Here is a 17,399-nt window from a genome sequence, read left to right as displayed (position 1 = left end):
CTCCGTCTCCCTTGATGCGTGAATTAAGCCTTGACCGTGCCGTAGGTTAACAAGGATTTGAATAAGCGTAGTCCATCGGTATTACCAAGAATAGCTTCCACGGCCCGTTCGGGGTGGGGCATCATCCCTAAGACATTTCCCGCTTGGTTAGTAATCCCGGCGATATTGTTTAAACTGCCATTTGGATTTTCTTCGGCGTAACGGAAAACCACCTGGTGATTAGCTTCCAGTGCATCCAAAGTGGCTTGATCAGCGTAGTAACTACCATCAGCATGGGCAATTGGTAAGTTAATCCGTTCGTGAGCTTCGTATTGCTTGGTGAAAATAGTTTGATTATTAACCACTTCCAAAGGCACCGTCTTGCAGACAAATTGTTGACTATCATTGCGCTTTAAGGCCCCCGGCAGGAGCCCGGCTTCCGTTAGAATTTGGAACCCGTTGCAAGTTCCAAAGACTGGTTTTCCTTCCTTGGCTAGCCGAATAACTTCCTTCATCACTGGCGCAAAGCGCGCAATTGCTCCGGCCCGAAGGTAGTCACCGTAAGAAAAACCGCCCGGTATCATTACGGCATCAAAGCCGGCAAGACTCGTTGCCTTATGGGGAACGTACTCAACATCGGCTTGACACACCGTGTGTAAGGCTTCGTAAATATCAAGGTCACAATTGGAGCCTGGAAAAACGATTACGGCAATTTTCATTCTGCATCCTCCATCACTTGGTAGGTGTACGTTTCCATATTAAAGTTAACCAAAAGTTGATCAGCGATTTCCTTGACCGCGGCTTCAACATCCTTGGTACCGGGAGCGAAAGTTACATCAAAAAACTTTCCTACCTTTACCGCTTCGACTTCTTGGTGACCCAAGGTATGAATGGCATCCTTAATCGTTTCCCCTTGGGGATCAAAAACTGATTGCTTATAGGTAACGAAAATCCGGACTTGCATTAGGCTTCCTCCTTAATGACAGCTTGTAGACGGTGAAAGACTTCTTCATAGGTTGTAGTTAAATCAGCTAAGTGGCGCCGGTAAACATCCTTGTCCAAGTGGTCCTTGGTTGCTAAATCCCAAAGACGGCAATTATCAGGAGAAAATTCATCCGCCAAGATAATATGACCATCACTGAGGCGCCCGAATTCCAACTTAAAGTCAACCAATTGCATACCGGCCTTTTTAAAGAGGGGGAGTAGCAAGTCATCAACTCGTTGGCAAAGGTTCCACATTTGCTTCAGTTCTTCATCAGTGGCGAACCCCAATGCTGTCGTTGCGGAAGCATTAATAAAAGGATCGTCTAACTGATCTGACTTGTAAAAGGTTTCTTGAACGGGGTGCGGTAGGCTTTGCCCTTCTTCTAAGCCATAACGGGAAGCAAAGTGACCCGCAACCACATTCCGGGTAACAAATTCAAGGGGTACCATTTCGCACCGCTTAACTAAATCTTCCGTTGGCGAAAGTTGCTTAATAAAGTGGGTTTCAATCCCGTGTTCAATCAAATAATGGAAGACTAAATCCGAAATTGCCTTAGCAGCTTGACCCTTCCCGGCAAAATGATCTTTCTTTTTACCATTCAAAGCCGTTGCTTGATCCAAATACACAACCCGCAATACTTCAGGGTCATCAGTTGACCACATCTCTTTTGCCTTTCCGGCATACAAAAGCTTTTCCAAAGTCTTTCTCCTTATCAAACCCGAACATTAAAATGAAAATACGACAATATAATTCGCAATTACAAGTAAAGAATAGCAGAAAGCTATTTTAGTTTCAAGAAAAAGCTGAATAATTAAATATATTAAGTCATCATCATTCGGTTTAATGTTTTATCTAATCTCTTACCCTTATAATCAACACTTGATTGTTCGGAAAACAAAAAGCACTAACTTAGATTGCATTTGAGCATCCAAATTAGCACTTTGATATTTACTTTTTAAATATTTCACTAACCGTGAACAAAACTTTGCTCTGCAAGGCTTCGCTTAATTGGTCGTCCTTACCGCTACAGTTTGCCGATTCGTTTCTGGAGCCAAGAAGAAACAGATTCCCGCACCAAGGAGTAACACCCCGCCACAAAGCATCATTGTTATGGCAGGCCCCGCAACGCTAATAACCACTGGTAAGACGAAGGTCCCGGCAGCGGCCCCAACCCGACTCATCATGATAACAAACCCGACCCCAGTAGCCCGGACTTTAACATCAAATAATTCAGTCGTATATGTGTAATCCAGTAACAGGGACGCTGATAAAGTTACCGCAAAGACCGTGAAAATCACCAAAAGCAGATTACCAGCAAGATGCGAACTGAGAGCCATCACAAAGAGGCAGAGGGACGAAATCCCAAAGGTAACTAAGAGAAATGGCCGCCGGCCCACATGGTTAAAGACTAGCAAACCAATCACACAACCTCCAACTAACGCTAGATTGTATAAACTCCCTGATAGAAAGGCGTTGGTAACTCCCATACTCTTTAATAAGACGGGAAGAAAAATACTAACCCCAAAAAAGGCAAAGGCTTGGGTCGCATAAAAAGCACTGCCTACAACCGTATTTCGCCAGTATTGTTTACTAAAGAGCATTTTGATGGAAACTTCCTGCGCCGGTTTCACGTGGAACCACTTCTTGGGTAACCCCCACTTTGGTCCTAACCGCCGTTGGACAATTTTTTGGGCCCGTTTGGGCTTTCCATGACTAGCAAGCCAAGCTGGCGAGGCCGGAATTTTGATGATAGAGCGAAAGACTGCCGTTAACAGACTGCCAATAGCCGAAGAAGCTAACAACCAGTGCCAATCAATATTCACATTCCCAATTAAGAATGAAAGGGCAAAACCAAGTGACCAATATAGTAGTAGATTACTTTGTTTTTGGGGTCCTTCTTCTTTCGGGAGCCATTCGATTAGGAGGGCATTCCCGACGGTATAATCAATCGCCATCATCAACCCGAGCCCAATCCGAAGCCCAAAAAGCACTACCGGCGAGTTAAAGAAGAACTGGAGAATTGAAAGGATCGTAAAGACATACATATTTGCCATTAACATTTGTTTTCGGCCAAATTGGTCAGCGATCTTTCCCATGAGGGCACTCCCAGCTAAACCGATCAAAGCACCGGCCCCGAGAAGTCCTAACCAAGTATTGGAAAAGCCCAGCTGGATTTGGGCACTACCAAAGGCGGTACCGGCAATCCCTAAAGTATAACCACAAACAAACTGACCGAGGACAATCGCAATGTAAATTAAGGCATGCAATTTCAAAAATGGCGCCTTTTTAAAATTCTTGAGTTCTCGTTTAACTACTTCGATATTACCGTCTCCTTTGTTCGTTTTCATTCGATTTCATCACTATTACCGTATCAAAATTTCGAAAACGACGCAAATTCACCCGCTAAAATGGTCCATTTTTAGCCAGTCTCAACGGTTGATTTGACAATTGTTGACCAATAGACGTTAAGATTTTCTAAAGACAAACTTTTAACTCCTTCACTAGCACTAGAACGCGTTTCATAAGCGGGCCTCGGCAAGGCCGAATTGGATCTACCAACCGTAGATTCAGCGATAACGAAAAGACCACTAATGAAGGTTATATTGGCTACGTTCTAACCTTCATTAGTGGTCTTATTTGCTTTCTTGCTTTCTTGCTATAATTTTACCCCTGCTTTGCTCGGAGGCCCCAAAGGATACAAACAGTATCAACAACTTCTTGTAACAAGGCCCCAATAATGGTTGGAATCCAACCGGTCGAACAAATTAACATCAAACCAGTACAAACGGCAATACCAATCCAAACGGCCTGCTTAGCAATTTTAAGGGTATCTTCCGCAATTTCCACGGCATCAGCAATCTTCCCCAAGTTATCAGTCAAGATCACGACATCCGCGGATTCACTGGCCGCCGTTGAACCGTGAGCTCCCATGGCGATCCCGACATCAGCTACTTTAAGAACCGGGGCATCATTAACCCCATCCCCCACCATAATACTTGGTCGTTCGGCTGGGGCAAGGTCATTTAAATGGTTAACTTTATCTTTGGGGAGTAAATCACCGTAAACTTGCTTGATCCCGACTTCCTTGGCGATCCGATCAGCAATTACTTGTTGATCCCCAGTAACCATCATAAAATGTTGAATCCCAGCTTTCACTAACCGTTGTAAGGTTTGCGCTGCTTCTGGCCGGACCTGGTCAGCCAATTCAATCCGCCCAAAATAATTCCCGTCAACCGCAACATAAACTGCTGTTGTTGGTACTAATTTGACCTGTGGATCATCGGTCACGAAGGCTTTCTTTCCAACTTTAACTTCGTGACCATCCACGGTTGCGATGATCCCCTTCGCTGTCACTTCATTCATCGCCGTTGGTTCACTAAGGGTTAAGCCTTGTTGCTGGGCCTTAGTCACAATTGACTGGGCCAATACGTGGCCAGAAGTCTGCTCCGCACTTGCTACCAGTTGGAGCAATTGATCCTCCTTATCATCAGCAACTGGAACGACCCGGCTAACTGCCAAGTTTCCGTGAGTGAGGGTTCCGGTTTTATCAAACGCCGCCGTCTTTGCCGTAGCTAGTTTTTCAATCACCGCTCCGGTTTTAACCACAATCCCGGCATGGGATGACCGACTCATTCCCGACACAAAGGCGACTGGTGCAGCTAAAATTAATGGACATGGTGAAGCAACCACTAACACTTGGGCAAAGCGAACCGGATCTTTGGCAACCCACCAGGCAAGACCAGCAATTACATATGCGACAATCGTAAACGGTAAGGCATACCGATCAGCCAACCGGACAAAATTAGCTGGTGTTTGATCGGCTTGCTTAATCAACTCCACTAACTGTTGGTATTGACTATCTTGAGCCGTCCGCTCTACCTTCATCGTTAAGGTTGTGTCCCCATTAATTGAACCAGATAAGAGCTGATCCCCCGATCCCTTATCCAGCGGTTTTGATTCACCAGTTAAAGACGATTCATTGACACTACTTTCACCTTCAGTTATCCGTCCGTCAACCGGAACTAATTCGCCTGGGCGAACTACAACTTCTTGGTCCACCATAATTTTTTCAACGGAAACGTCAACTAACTTACCGTTAAGGCGAACATGCCCAATCTGCGGGCTATTATCAAGTAAGGTCTTTAATTCACTATGAGCCTTGGCATTAGCATAGTCTTCTAGGGTATCGCCGCCGATCAGCATTAAGAGAATTACCATTGCGGCCCAGTATTCACTAACCGCAAGCGTGGCCACAATTGCCGTTACCGCTAATAAGTCGACCCCATAGTCACCCGTTCGCAGTTTCTTAACCATCTCGATTAACATTGATAAAGCGATGATACTCCCGGCGACCGTATTAATAATCTGGGCCCAGAGTGGTTGACCAAATCCCCATTGACAAATCGCGGCAAATAAAGCCACCCCACCTAACAGCATCAACTTTTGTTTGTGGGTCATTATAATCCCCCCTTTTACTTATACTATAACTGATAATTGATGGTATTATCCAATAAATAAGCTTTTTAAATTAAAAGTTAACTAATATTTTTGGAATATTTATTATTCCAAATTATTCATCAATTTTGAACTTAGCGTATAATGAAAAGGTATTTTATCCAACAAAGGACGTGACCCTCATGATCAAACAACTCTTTACTGATATGGATGGCACTCTGCTTAATCCCCAAGGAGAGCTTTCCCCCGCAACGATTCAAGCGATTAAGCAGGCGCACCTCCCCTTAACCTTAGTTTCTGCCCGGGCCGCAGCCGACATGCTTCGCTTTGTGGAAGCTCTCGGCTTAACCGGTCCGCAAATTGGCTTTAATGGTGCTTTAATTTACCAAGTAAACCACCACCAAATTGAATCCCGCAGTGAGATTCCCTTGTCAAAAACGAATGGACTAAAAATCATTCAAGCCGTCCAAAAACATTTCCCGGAAGTAAGTATTAACTTTTACGATGCTACCCATTGGTTTGCCCCCAAACATGACCACGGAGTTGATTTACAAGCGGAACGATCCGACTTTGCCCCTCAGTTTGGTAATCCGACAGATATTTTAGCCAATCATCCTCAGCAATTACTCAAGATTACCCTCTTGGTGACGGGACAAACTGATCCCCAAGCCGTTGCCGACTTGATCACCAACTTAAACATTCCCAACATAAGTTTACAATTACCAGCCGCAGAAAACGGAATTACCTTTATTGACATTACCAACGCACAGGCGCAGAAATCCCGGGGTGTCCAATACGTTCTTGATCAGGCCGGGATAACCAACGCTGAAGCAGCTGCTTTTGGTGATGGCGAAAATGATCTTCCGATGTTAGAAATGGTCGGTTTACCAATCGCTATGGGAAATGCCAGCGATAAAGTTAAGGCCGTTGCTAAGTACGTAACCAAGGCTAACTCTGCTGATGGCTGGGCCGCTGCCCTAACCCATCAGCCCGCTTTAGTTGCGGCTAGCCAGGCATAATTTCTGCTTGCTGTGGAATGCGTTTCACCTTTTATCATTGCTAGTCCTGAACGCAGGAAGTTGATGACTAACTTCGTGACCTTGCGCACCCTAGCGGTTATTCAGTCGTGACCGTTGCTCGAATCCTCACTGCATACGGTTACGCCGCCGCTTAAATCCGAGCGAAAATCGAATTAGCAATCAGCTACTATTTTGACATGGCTGGACAATAACTTCAGCGCTAACGAAAAAGCCACCAATGGAGGTTAAGGATTGGCGATGCCCTAACCTTCAAATTAGCGGCTTTATTTTTTTAGATCTTAATAGCTCGAAATTTGGTAAAAATATTAATTTGCGGACGGTTGGTACATCCATTGCAAATCAACTTTGTTTGCTCGCTTATTTAAACATCATTTTTAGCGTTTTGCAGTTGTTCTTTCACGTGAACTTCTCCTGTTAACAATTCACACAACGGGGCTGCTAAACCATATTTTTTAGCATGAGTAGCCACGTAGCCATTAATATAATCAACTTCCGTTGGCCGATTATTTTTGACTAAGTCTTGGTACATTGAAGGATAGTGTTCCCCAATGACCGAATAGCAATCTTCGACGTGGCTTACAGCTTCAGCAACATCCAAGTGAAGGCCTTCTTTTTCGCCGACCATGGCAAATTCTTTAACCACCTTCACCACTAGTTCATGAGCTAGTGGTGTTTGGCCGAATTCGGCCACGTTACATTCTAATAAGGTACAAAGGGTATTTAAGGTTCCGTTAACACAGCCCTTCCGGAAAACTGAATACCTTGGATCTTCTAATAAGTGGGCTTTTAAGCCGGCTTGACTAAAGACATTCACCGTTGTTACCGCCATTTTAACTTGGTCCGGATCATCCGTTAAACTCCCCAGTTCACAAGAACCATCATCGGCCAAGTGAACATGATCTGGTCGCGTCATCTGGGCAGTCCACATGGTATTACCTAATAGCACACGTTCTCGCGGCAGATACTTAGTTAGCGTCTGTTCATGGCCGATCCCATTCATTAAACAGAGGGCATAGGTGTGGGGACCAAAAGCCGGGAGCAAAATTCGAACCAAGTCAGCTAATTGCATACTCTTCGTTAGGAATAATACTAAGTCATAATCGGTTTCACGTGGAACAGCTTCGGGAGCGTAAGCAGGTAATTTTAATTGAACTTCTTGACCATCTAAATCAGCTTGAAGGCCATCCGTCTGGAGAGACTGCAGTCGTTTTGACCAGGTTTCGGCTAAGACAACCTCGTTTCCGGCTTGGGCCAATTTAAGGGCAAAGCGGCTTCCCATTCCGCCAGCCCCAGCAACTAGGACTTTCATTGGGATCACCTACTTCGCGTTAACAACCACGTCCCCAAGTCCAGAATCAAACTTAACTTCCCACTTACCAGCTTCCAAGTGTGGAGGTAAGACGAAAGTTCCGGAAGATACCATTTGTCCCTGCTTGAAACCTTTCCCTTGGGCTTCCAATTTAGCAACTAACCACTTTAAGGATTCGAGGGGATTACCAAGAACTTCCGCGGAAGTTCCTTCCGCGAGCTTTTCCCCATCCTTATAGAGGGTAGCCTTGACGGTCGCAGTGGCGGCTACATTCTTAAAAACTTCATCTGCTTCTCGTTCTTGACCGTAAACGACCAAGCCACCGACCGCACAGTCAGACATGACGTTATACTTACCTAAGCTTGGGAACCAGTCAACAAAACGGGCATCTGGGACTTCTAAGGCGCCAGCAACCGTAACCTTATGTAAAAGTTCTTCTAATGAATCATTGGTATGTAAATCTTCCTTTGCCCGGAAAGCCAATTCAACTTCTACCAGCGGCTCGTTTAAATCAGCCAACTTAACATCCGCTGGTGAAGTTAAGAAACGGTCAGCAACCTGTTGCCCATAGAGGGGTGAATCGGCATCAAACATATCTTGCGTTTGTTTACTAGTTAAGGAAACCTTATACCCAGCGACTGGTTGGCCCTTTAGTGCCATTACCTTATCTTGCACTGCATAGGCAGTTTCATCATCATTAACGACGGCTTGCCAATCACTTTCCTTTAAGGCTTTATTATTGGCATACGCTTGATACAGTGCTTCCGCAAATTCATTTTGACGAGCATTTAATTGAGTCATAGTCATTACCTCCAAATTAATTGTTTAAGTAAAATATGTCATTAAAGATCGCGGCCAGCAACCGACTGAGAAACCCGGGAGATATGTTCGCTTTAGTGAGCGATTAAGAAAGTTAAATATGTGATGGAGTGTTCTGGGCTCAATTCCTAAGCGGTAACCAAAAAGCGCTCCTACAATGACCTCTGTCATTATAGGAGCGCTTCCGCACGGTACCATCCTACTTAATCCGTTGAAATAACGAATCATCTTACTACAGACTCAATTGAATCCGCGACCACGATAATGGGTGGTACCCAACCTAGCTTACTATATTCAGCCGGTAACTCAGGAATGATATGTTGCTGGATTATTGGATCAACTCTCACCGCCCGTTGACTCTCTTAACCAAAGCACCAGAACGAGTTCCCTCGGTGTTTTTCTCATCTATCTTTAATTGTTGACACGAGTATACGAGACATTTCGTTGCCCGTCAACCCCTTTTTATGAGATTTTTTTAATTTAATTGTTAGATGCTAGTAAAAGCATTTGCCGACGTCAGTTTACTTAATCCCCTAAACCAACCCGTTCAAAAATATCATCAACATGACGTAAGTGCCAATGGTAATCAAAGGCATCATCCAGATCTTCTTTCGTAAGCTGTTTTTGGACCGTTGGGTCGGCTTCCAGCAATGGCCGGTAAGGGACATGTTCAGCCCAGCATTTGGCCGTGTACGGTTGAATCAAGTCATAAGCAGCTTCCCGCGTCATCCCGGAGTTAACTAGCTTTAATAACACCCGCCCAGAGTAAATCAAGCCTAACGTTTGATCCATATTTTGCTTCATCCGTTCGGGGAAGACATCTAAGTTGGCTAAGATCCGACCAAAGCGGTGCAACATGTAATCTAACAGCGATGTTGAATCCGGTAAAATCATTCGTTCTGCACTGGAGTGGGAAATATCCCGTTCATGCCAAAGGGTAACATCTTCCATCGCCGTTACTACATTGCCGCGCAGGACCCGCGCACAACCAGTGATATTTTCCGAACCAATTGGGTTTCGCTTGTGTGGCATTGCTGAAGAACCCTTTTGGCCCTTAGCAAAATGTTCTTCAACTTCGTGGATTTCCGTCCGTTGTAAGGACCGAATTTCCGTCGCCATATTTTCAAGACTCGTCCCCACTAAGGCAATCGCAGAAATGTATTCGGCATGCAGGTCGCGGGGCAAGACTTGGGTTGAAATTTCTTGTGCCCGTAAACCAAGCTTTTCACAGACGTACTTTTCGACGAAGGGATCAACTTCCGCAAAGGTACCGACTGCCCCAGAGATTTTACCGGCTTCAACCCCCTTGGCAGCATGTTCAAACCGTTCTTGATCCCGCTTCATTTCAGAGTACCACCGGGCCAGTTTCACGCCGAAAGTCGTTGGTTCGGCGTGAATCCCATGAGTCCGTCCCATACATACCGTGTACTTGTATCGCTTAGCTAATTTCGCCAGCGTTGCCATAAAGTCCTTGATATCTTGGCGTAAGATGTCATTGGCTTGCTTAAGTTGGTAACCTTGAGCCGTATCAACAACATCGGTACTAGTTAAACCGTAGTGAACCCACTTCCGTTCTGGCCCCAAAGATTTAGATACATCCCGGGTAAAGGCAATTACGTCGTGGTGCGTAACGGCTTCAATTTCAGCGATTCCTTCAACGTCAAACTTGGCGTTTTCACGAATCTTCTTAACATCTTCAGCGGGAATATGGCCAAGCTTACTCCAAGCTTCGTCAGCTGCAATTTCAACTTCAAGCCAACCCCGATACTTATTTTCTTCGCTCCAGATTTGCTTCATTTCGGGACGGGTATAACGATCAATCATGCTTTAAATCCTCTCTTTATCTTTTTACTTGGTATCTTGCCAAATGCCGCTCGCATCAATTTCAGCCAACGTTGCTTCAACATCATCTGTCAAAATGGTAACATGGCCCATCTTCCGATTTTCACGAACTTCGGCTTTTCCGTAATCATGGAAGTGCCAATTGGGATGCTGGGTAATTTGAGCCCGAAGTGGGGCAACATGTTGCCCTAAGACGTTTACCATAACTACCGGTTTTAAGAGTTCAATCTTTGGTAGTGGCCAATTACAAATAGCTCGGTTATGAATAGCAAATTGGGAGAAGTTGCAAGCTTCAATTGAATAGTGACCCGAATTATGCGGCCGGGGAGCGAGTTCGTTGACGTAGATTTCATCATCTTCACCAACAAAAAATTCCACCCCTAAAATTCCGCGTAAGTCGATTGCTTCAGCAATCTTTTTAGCCGCTTCTTCCGCCTTGGCATTCACTGCGGGACTAACCCGAGCCGGGACAATTGAGATATGGAGAATCTCATTATGGTGGATATTTTCAGCGACTGGGAAGGTTGTCACTTCACCATTTTCATTCCGCGCCACCATTACTGAACATTCAAGTTTAAATGGCACCCAACCTTCAAGAATCGCATCTTGCGTTGATAAAATTCCTGTGCATCGGTCGAAATCAGCTTCTGACTTTAAAACCTCCTGTCCGTGGCCATCATAACCACCTTGACAGGTTTTAAGAACACAGGGAAAGCCAAGTTTTTCTACTCCCGCTTTGAGCTCCACCTCGTTTTTAACTGGTACAAAGGGTGCCGTTTGACAACCCGCTTCCCGCAAAAAGGTCTTTTCCCGCAAACGATGTTTTGTGACATACAGCAAATTAGTCCCCTGAGGAACGTAGGCCGTTGACGAAACTTGCTGTAAGGCGTTTAAATCCACATTCTCAAATTCGTAGGTAAGGACATCGCTCTTTTCAGCCAGCTCTTGGATTGCTGCCACATCTTCGTAAGGCGCTACAATTTGTTCATCGGCACACTGCCCTGCAGGACAATCAGGAGTGGGATCTAAAATAATCACTTTCATGCCTGTTTGTTTTGCATCAAGGGCCAGCATTTGGCCAAGTTGGCCTCCGCCAATAATCCCAATCGTTTGGCCTTGTTGAATTAACTTAGTCAAGTTCAGCCTCGCTTTCTACCGCCGCATTATGCATTTCCTGACGATAAGCAATAATTTTATCTTGAAGCGCTTGGTTTGTAGTTCCAAGAATCTGGATCGCTAATAAGGCAGCATTCTTAGCCCCTGCAACTCCAATTGCGGTCGTTGCAACCGGAATTCCCGCTGGCATTTGGACGATTGATAATAGTGAGTCCATCCCGCCTAAGGCCTTGGTTTGTCCAGGAATTCCAATTACTGGCAAGGGAGTATTAGCGGCTATCATTCCCGGTAAGTGAGCGGCCCCACCGGCACAAGCAATAATTACCTTTATTCCCTTACTGGTAGCTTCTTGAGCAAAAGCGAACATTTCCTTGGGCATCCGGTGCGCTGAAATAACATGCTTTTCGTAATCTACTCCAAATTGATCTAAGATTGCACAAGCATTTTTAACCGTTGGCCAATCGGACTTACTTCCCATCACAACGCTGATTGTACTCATAATTGCCTCCTCTAGTACTTCCGGTTTGCAAATTCTCTTTAAGGATAACAGAGCTCTCTAGTAAACTCAAGGAAAATAACGAATGTTTTGACGGATAAATCTGAATAAAGTTCGTTAATATTACGTGAAACGCAATAGTCAAGACTCATCGTTTTGAATTAGCTAGCTTAAAATTGGGCAGATTAGCCTAGTCGTTCCAAGATAGAGTTGATTTTACTACTAATTAAGGGTGTATAATAATACTATTTTAAAATAAGAAAGGGAAATTTTAATGTTAGAGAAAACGTTCTATAAGCAACTTTTAAAGCGTTCTTTCAGCGTTCCAGTTAAGGTCGTATTCTGGGACGATAGTAGCGTGGTTTTTGGTAAAGGCGAACCGCAAGTAACGATTACCTTTAACGAAAAGCTTCCCATTCGCGCGGTAACGCAAAATGCTTCAATTGCCCTTGGAGAGGCATACATGGATAAGAAGATTGAAATCACTGGTACCGGTGACCGGCCAATTCAAACAATTATCAATGATGCTTATCAACAAGCTGGCAGTTTCATGCGTGATTCTAAGCTTCGGCGGTTTTTGCCAAAGCAAAGTCATGGTGAACAGGAAAGTCAAACTGACATTCAAAGCCACTATGACGTTGGAAATAATTTCTACAAGCTCTGGTTAGATGACACTTTGACTTACTCTTGCGCCTACTTTACTAACGGCAATACTGATGATCTTTACGCTGCCCAAGTAGCTAAAGTGCACCATATCTTGCAAAAGTTAAATCCCCAACCGGGTAAGACCTTACTTGATATTGGTTGTGGCTGGGGAACCTTAATGTTGACTGCCGCCAAGGAATACAACTTAAAGGTCACCGGGGTTACCCTCTCCGAAGAACAATACAACCTAGTTCAAAAGCGGATCCTCGATGAAGGATTGAGTGATGTTGCTGAAGTTAAGCTGGTTGACTACCGGGAACTTGGTGACCGACAATGGGACTACATCACCTCGGTTGGGATGTTCGAACATGTTGGTGAAGAAAACCTCGGTCTTTATTTCAAAGACGTAGCCCGCTACCTCAAAGATGATGGGGTTGCTTTGATTCACGGAATTACCCGGCAACAAGGTGGGGCTTATAACGGTTGGATTAACAAGTACATTTTCCCAGGTGGTTACATTCCTGGTTTGACGGAAATCATTAACCACATTGTTAACGCTGACTTACAAGTCACCGATGTTGAAATGCTTCGGCGGCATTATCAACGGACCCTTGAAATTTGGGACACCAACTTCAATGCTCACCGGGAAGAAATCCAAGCTGATAAAGGGCGTCGTTTTACCCGGATGTGGGACCTCTACCTCCAAGCTTGCGCTGCTTCCTTTGAATCCGGAAACATTGATGTTGTTCAATACTTAATCACTAAAGGTGCTTCCGGAACTGGTTTACCAATGACCCGGGGCTACATGTTAACCGATAAGTAGTAGTTTCATGTGAAACAAAAGAGGCCGGGAAGAAACATTAGTTTCTTTCCGGCCTCTTTTTCATCTCCGAATGTTACTCAGTAACTAAGGTCAAAAAGCACGGCCTTAGCGGATAAGTGCGAACGAAAGGTCGATTCTAATGAATCAACCTTCGTCCTTCTTATCCCAACCAGGCCATCAAGGAGCTTTTTTCCCAACCTCTTCTTCAGTATTTATTAAGGGTTTTAGAACAAGCCCTTAATAACCCCATTTTCGTCAATCGTCATATTAACCGCCGCCGGGGTCTTACCAAGTCCCGGCATAGTCAGCATCGTTCCTGAAAGAGCGACAATGAAACCAGCCCCCAACTTTGGTACAAATTCCCGGATATGGAAAGTAAAGTCACTCGGTGCTCCAAGCGCTGTTTGATCATCACTAAAAGAGTACTGGGTCTTGGCGATGCAGACTGGCAGACCGTCCCAACCATTTTGGGTAAATGACTTTAATTGCTTTTCCGCTTTCTTAGAGAAGGCAACATCCTTAGCTCCGTAGATCTTAGTAGCGACGGCCTTAACCTTTTCAGCAATTGGCAAATCAAGACTATAAAGTGGTTTAAAGTCGGCTGGTTGATCAGCTAATTCAACCACGGTCTTAGCCAGGTCTTGGGTCCCCTGACCACCCTTAGCCCAAGCATCAGCGACAACGGCCTTAACTCCCATTTCAGCACAGAGGTCTGCTAAGGTTTGAACTTCGGCATCAGTATCAGAAACAAAGTGATTAATCGCGACCACTACTGGTAAACCATAGTTTTGAATATTTTGCACGTGACGCTTTAAGTTAACAAAGCCCTGCTTCAAAGCATCCAGATCTTCGTTCTTCAAATCAGCTAAAGCAACCCCACCGTTGTACTTCAAAGCCCGAATGGTGGCCACAACCACAACGGCATCTGGGGTCTTACCGAGCGTCAAGCGCTTAATGTCGAGGAACTTTTCAGCCCCCAGATCAGCCCCAAAACCGGCTTCTGTAACTGTGTAATCACTTAAAGCAAGAGAAGTTTGGGTCGCTAAGACTGAGTTACACCCATGAGCAATATTGGCAAATGGTCCCCCGTGAACGAAAGCTGGCGTGTGGTCCAAAGTTTGCACGAGGTTCGGCTTAATCGCATCCTTTAACAAAATCGTGATGGCATCAGCAAAGCCTAGTTCTTTAACCGTCACTGGCTTCTTAGCCCGAGTATAGCCAACCACGATTTGACCAACCCGGCGTTTCAAGTCCATCAAGTCCTTTGAGAGACAAAGAATAGCCATTAATTCAGAAGCTGCTGTAATGTCAAAGCCCGTTTCCCGTGGAATCCCTTGCATAACTCCACCCAGACCAGTCACCACGTTCCGCAGGGCCCGATCATTAACGTCTTCTACCCGGCGCCAGATAATCCGCCGCGGGTCAAGATCTAATTCGTTGTCCCGCATGATGTAGTTATCAATTAAGGCGGCTAAGGTGTTGTTAGCACTTGTCAAAGCATGGAGGTCACCCGTAAAGTGCAAGTTAATATCTTCCATTGGAATAACTTGACTGTAACCACCACCAGTGGCACCACCTTTAATTCCAAAAACTGGACCCATCGATGGTTCCCGCATGGCAATTGTCGTTTGGTGACCAAGTTGGTTCATGGCATCAGCTAACCCAACCAAAACAGTTGACTTTCCTTCCCCAGCTGGCGTTGGGTTGATCGCCGTAACCAAAACTAATTTGTGCTTCTTACCTTCAACCGGCTTAATTGGCGTCGTTACCTTTGCTTTGTATGGTCCGTATTGTTCTAATTGGTCTTTCTTCAAACCAACCTTGGCAGCAATTTCTTCAATTGGAAGCATTTGGGCTTGATCAGCAATTTCAATATCAGTTAACATTCAATGGCCTCCTTAGGTCTAAGACGAACTTTAAAACTAATTTCAACTTTACCGTTCGATTATAACGTCAATTCAGGTTCTTCGACAAGTCAATTTTCCTAAATACGCGAAAATTAAGCTGTTAAAATCAAAAACCGTCGGCTGGCGGGCCTTCTTCCTTCCGTGAGCGATTTAAATTATTTTTGCGAATTCCTACTCCCTTTTCGAATCTGCTTAACATCACAGATATCTAAAAGAAAAGTAAAAATTGGCACCCCAACAATCAGTCCCCAAGTACCAAAGAGGTGTTCAGAAACCAAAAGCACAACAAAGGTATAAAAAATTGGTAATTCCGTTCGGCTTGACATGAACTTCGGGTTTAAGACGTAGGCTTCCAGAGCGTGGATTACCAAAATCATGATAATAATGTAAACCACATACCGAAAACCACCGACTGAGTAGGCCACCATACTTAATGGAATCAACGAAATAATTACCCCAGCCACTGGAACCAGACTTAAGATAAAAACCATTAAACCTAAAGCAAAAATCTGTGGCATATGCATGAAGCTTAGGCAAATTAAGGTCAAGACCGTATTACAGATAGCAATAAAGAATTGGGCTTCTAAAACCACCCCAAAAGTATTCACAAACTTTTTTCCGAAGTAGTAAATATCCTTAAAGAACCACCCTAAGGACTTACTTTCCAAGAAAAGTTGCGAGAATTCATTCATCTGTTTCAGTTCAATCGTGTAAAAGAAGCTAAGAATTAAAGACATCACAAAAGAAATCGTTAGCGTTCCAATCGAAGTTAGGGTATTCACCGCAAGTGTCACCCCGTGTTTAGCTTGGGAAATAATCGTCCTAGTTGAAACGTAGTGATTAATTAACTTCATAACACCATTCATATCGTTACTTTGGTAGAACTTAATCAGCGAATCAACCATCTTAGCAATCTGATTAACAATCATCGGTAAGTAATCAGTGACCACGTAATAGAGACCAAGAATTAACAAAATATAGGTAACCAAGACAATCACGATCGACGGTAATTTGGGAATAAAGCGCTGAACTAAGCGAATCCAATGGACAATCAAATAAGTAAAAATAAAGGTCAAAAGGATGGTATTCATCATCCCCCGGGCGGCATAAAGAACCGTAATAATTAATAACAGTACCACTACCCGATGCAAAGAAATATTAGCGGTAAATTTTTTCCATGAAGACAGTGTCATAACCCCCTTAAAGTTAGTCATGCCTCTATCTTACCAAAATTTTTGAGGACTAGCGTTTTTCCGTTCTAAAATAGGAGTAAATCATCGACTGGAGGTTTTATCATGGCATATATTCATGATTTACGGCAAAAGGTTGGCCATATGCGTTTAATTTTAAATAGTGCTTCAGGGGCCCTGCTTAATGACCAAGGCGCCGTTCTCTTACAAGAGCGGGCCGATACTGGTGGCTGGGGCTTTCCCGGCGGTTACCTCGAATACGGCGAAAGTTATGCCAAGTGTGTCCAACGGGAATACCTCGAAGATGCCGGAATCCACATCAAACCCGTTAAGCTCTTAGCTTTACAAGACTATGATGAATACACTTATCCCAATGGCGACGTCGTACAACCCATCAACGCCTTTTATCTCGTCCAAGCAACTAAGCAAGCTCCTCAAGCCCCTAAACCTAGTGAAACCCTAAGAACCAAATATTTCGCTCTCGATCAAGAACCACCACTTTTTTTTAATGCGCAACATGCGCAAATGTGGGAAATCCTCCAGCACAATTAAAGATTATTCGATCCAAAACCTTCATTAATAGGAGAAAGAGGTTGGGAGAAACACGAGTTTTTCCCAACCTCTCTTTTTTGAAAATGGGCAAGGAAACACGTTCTTTTAAGGACGTGATGAATTGCCCTAATTTTCTGTCCTTTAGGTCACATGGATAGATAAATATGTGATATAATTATTGACATGAAAGATACAAATATACTTACGTATGGAAGAACTTCCGTATATAACTTAAATTACC

General features: G+C 44.2%; 15 protein-coding genes. 3 read left to right on the top strand and 12 right to left on the bottom strand.

Annotated features, from left to right (window positions below):
* Positions 1-23: 23 nt before the first annotated feature.
* The 5 genes from purQ to H5993_RS04400 all read right to left on the bottom strand — a co-directional run bounded on the left by purQ (position 24) and on the right by H5993_RS04400 (position 5,422).
* Positions 24-698, bottom strand: coding sequence for a phosphoribosylformylglycinamidine synthase subunit PurQ (gene purQ / locus H5993_RS04420; RefSeq protein WP_180870790.1), 675 nt, complete (start codon positions 696-698; stop codon positions 24-26).
* The gene (gene purS / locus H5993_RS04415; RefSeq protein WP_204776384.1) at positions 695-943 is read right to left on the bottom strand and encodes a phosphoribosylformylglycinamidine synthase subunit PurS; all 249 of its coding nucleotides are present in this window, start codon (positions 941-943) and stop codon (positions 695-697) included. Before purS ends, purQ begins: the two co-directional genes overlap by 4 nt.
* A complete protein-coding gene (gene purC, locus H5993_RS04410) occupies positions 943-1,662 on the bottom strand; it encodes a phosphoribosylaminoimidazolesuccinocarboxamide synthase (protein ID WP_204776383.1) in 720 nt (239 codons plus the stop codon). Before purC ends, purS begins: the two co-directional genes overlap by 1 nt.
* Before the next feature lie 306 nt (positions 1,663-1,968).
* Complete coding sequence (locus tag H5993_RS04405; RefSeq protein WP_204776382.1) at positions 1,969-3,312, bottom strand: MFS transporter; 1,344 nt, start codon at positions 3,310-3,312, stop codon at positions 1,969-1,971.
* 316 nt (positions 3,313-3,628) lie between these two features.
* Positions 3,629-5,422 (bottom strand): heavy metal translocating P-type ATPase, encoded by a 1,794-nt coding sequence (locus H5993_RS04400; RefSeq protein WP_204776381.1) that lies wholly within the window; start codon positions 5,420-5,422, stop codon positions 3,629-3,631.
* Between the two features lie 179 nt (positions 5,423-5,601).
* On the opposite strand from H5993_RS04400, the gene H5993_RS04395 reads away from it, so the two are divergent.
* A complete protein-coding gene (locus tag H5993_RS04395; RefSeq protein ID WP_204776380.1) occupies positions 5,602-6,438 on the top strand; it encodes an HAD family hydrolase in 837 nt (278 codons plus the stop codon).
* A gap of 382 nt (positions 6,439-6,820) precedes the next feature.
* Here H5993_RS04395 and H5993_RS04390 read toward each other — a convergent pair whose 3' ends face one another.
* The 5 genes from H5993_RS04390 to purE form a co-directional block, all read right to left on the bottom strand.
* Entirely contained in the window at positions 6,821-7,768 is a 948-nt protein-coding gene (locus H5993_RS04390) for a 2-dehydropantoate 2-reductase (RefSeq protein WP_204776379.1), read from the bottom strand.
* 9 nt (positions 7,769-7,777) lie between these two features.
* On the bottom strand, positions 7,778-8,569 hold the full coding sequence (locus tag H5993_RS04385; protein ID WP_204776378.1) for a 2-keto-4-pentenoate hydratase: 792 nt from the start codon (positions 8,567-8,569) through the stop codon (positions 7,778-7,780).
* 543 nt (positions 8,570-9,112) lie between these two features.
* On the bottom strand, positions 9,113-10,411 hold the full coding sequence (gene purB, locus H5993_RS04380; RefSeq protein WP_204776377.1) for an adenylosuccinate lyase: 1,299 nt from the start codon (positions 10,409-10,411) through the stop codon (positions 9,113-9,115).
* 24 nt (positions 10,412-10,435) lie between these two features.
* Entirely contained in the window at positions 10,436-11,566 is a 1,131-nt protein-coding gene (purK, locus tag H5993_RS04375; protein WP_204776376.1) for a 5-(carboxyamino)imidazole ribonucleotide synthase, read from the bottom strand.
* On the bottom strand, positions 11,559-12,044 hold the full coding sequence (gene purE / locus H5993_RS04370) for a 5-(carboxyamino)imidazole ribonucleotide mutase (RefSeq protein WP_180870807.1): 486 nt from the start codon (positions 12,042-12,044) through the stop codon (positions 11,559-11,561). The genes purK and purE overlap by 8 nt, the downstream gene beginning before the upstream one ends.
* Positions 12,045-12,315: 271 nt before the next feature.
* Between purE and H5993_RS04365 the strand changes: the two genes are divergently transcribed.
* Positions 12,316-13,509 (top strand): SAM-dependent methyltransferase, encoded by a 1,194-nt coding sequence (locus tag H5993_RS04365; RefSeq protein WP_204776375.1) that lies wholly within the window; start codon positions 12,316-12,318, stop codon positions 13,507-13,509.
* 224 nt (positions 13,510-13,733) lie between these two features.
* Here H5993_RS04365 and H5993_RS04360 read toward each other — a convergent pair whose 3' ends face one another.
* Positions 13,734-15,395 carry a formate--tetrahydrofolate ligase gene (locus H5993_RS04360; RefSeq protein ID WP_204776374.1) on the bottom strand — a complete coding sequence of 554 codons (1,662 nt, stop codon included), beginning with the start codon at positions 15,393-15,395 and terminating at the stop codon, positions 13,734-13,736.
* Between the two features lie 176 nt (positions 15,396-15,571).
* Positions 15,572-16,630 (bottom strand): AI-2E family transporter, encoded by a 1,059-nt coding sequence (locus tag H5993_RS04355; RefSeq protein WP_428980928.1) that lies wholly within the window; start codon positions 16,628-16,630, stop codon positions 15,572-15,574.
* Positions 16,631-16,711: 81 nt separating this feature from the next.
* Here H5993_RS04355 and H5993_RS04350 point away from each other — a divergent pair, with 81 nt between their 5' ends.
* Positions 16,712-17,158: an NUDIX hydrolase gene (locus H5993_RS04350; protein WP_204776373.1), complete on the top strand. Its 447-nt coding sequence runs from the start codon at positions 16,712-16,714 to the stop codon at positions 17,156-17,158.
* Positions 17,159-17,399 lie beyond the last annotated feature (241 nt).

It is taken from the genome of Limosilactobacillus alvi (genome assembly GCF_016900115.1).
GTDB classification, from domain to species: domain Bacteria; phylum Bacillota; class Bacilli; order Lactobacillales; family Lactobacillaceae; genus Limosilactobacillus; species Limosilactobacillus alvi.
Note: the sequence above shows the minus strand (reverse complement) of the source record. Positions and strands in the feature narration are given on the sequence as shown.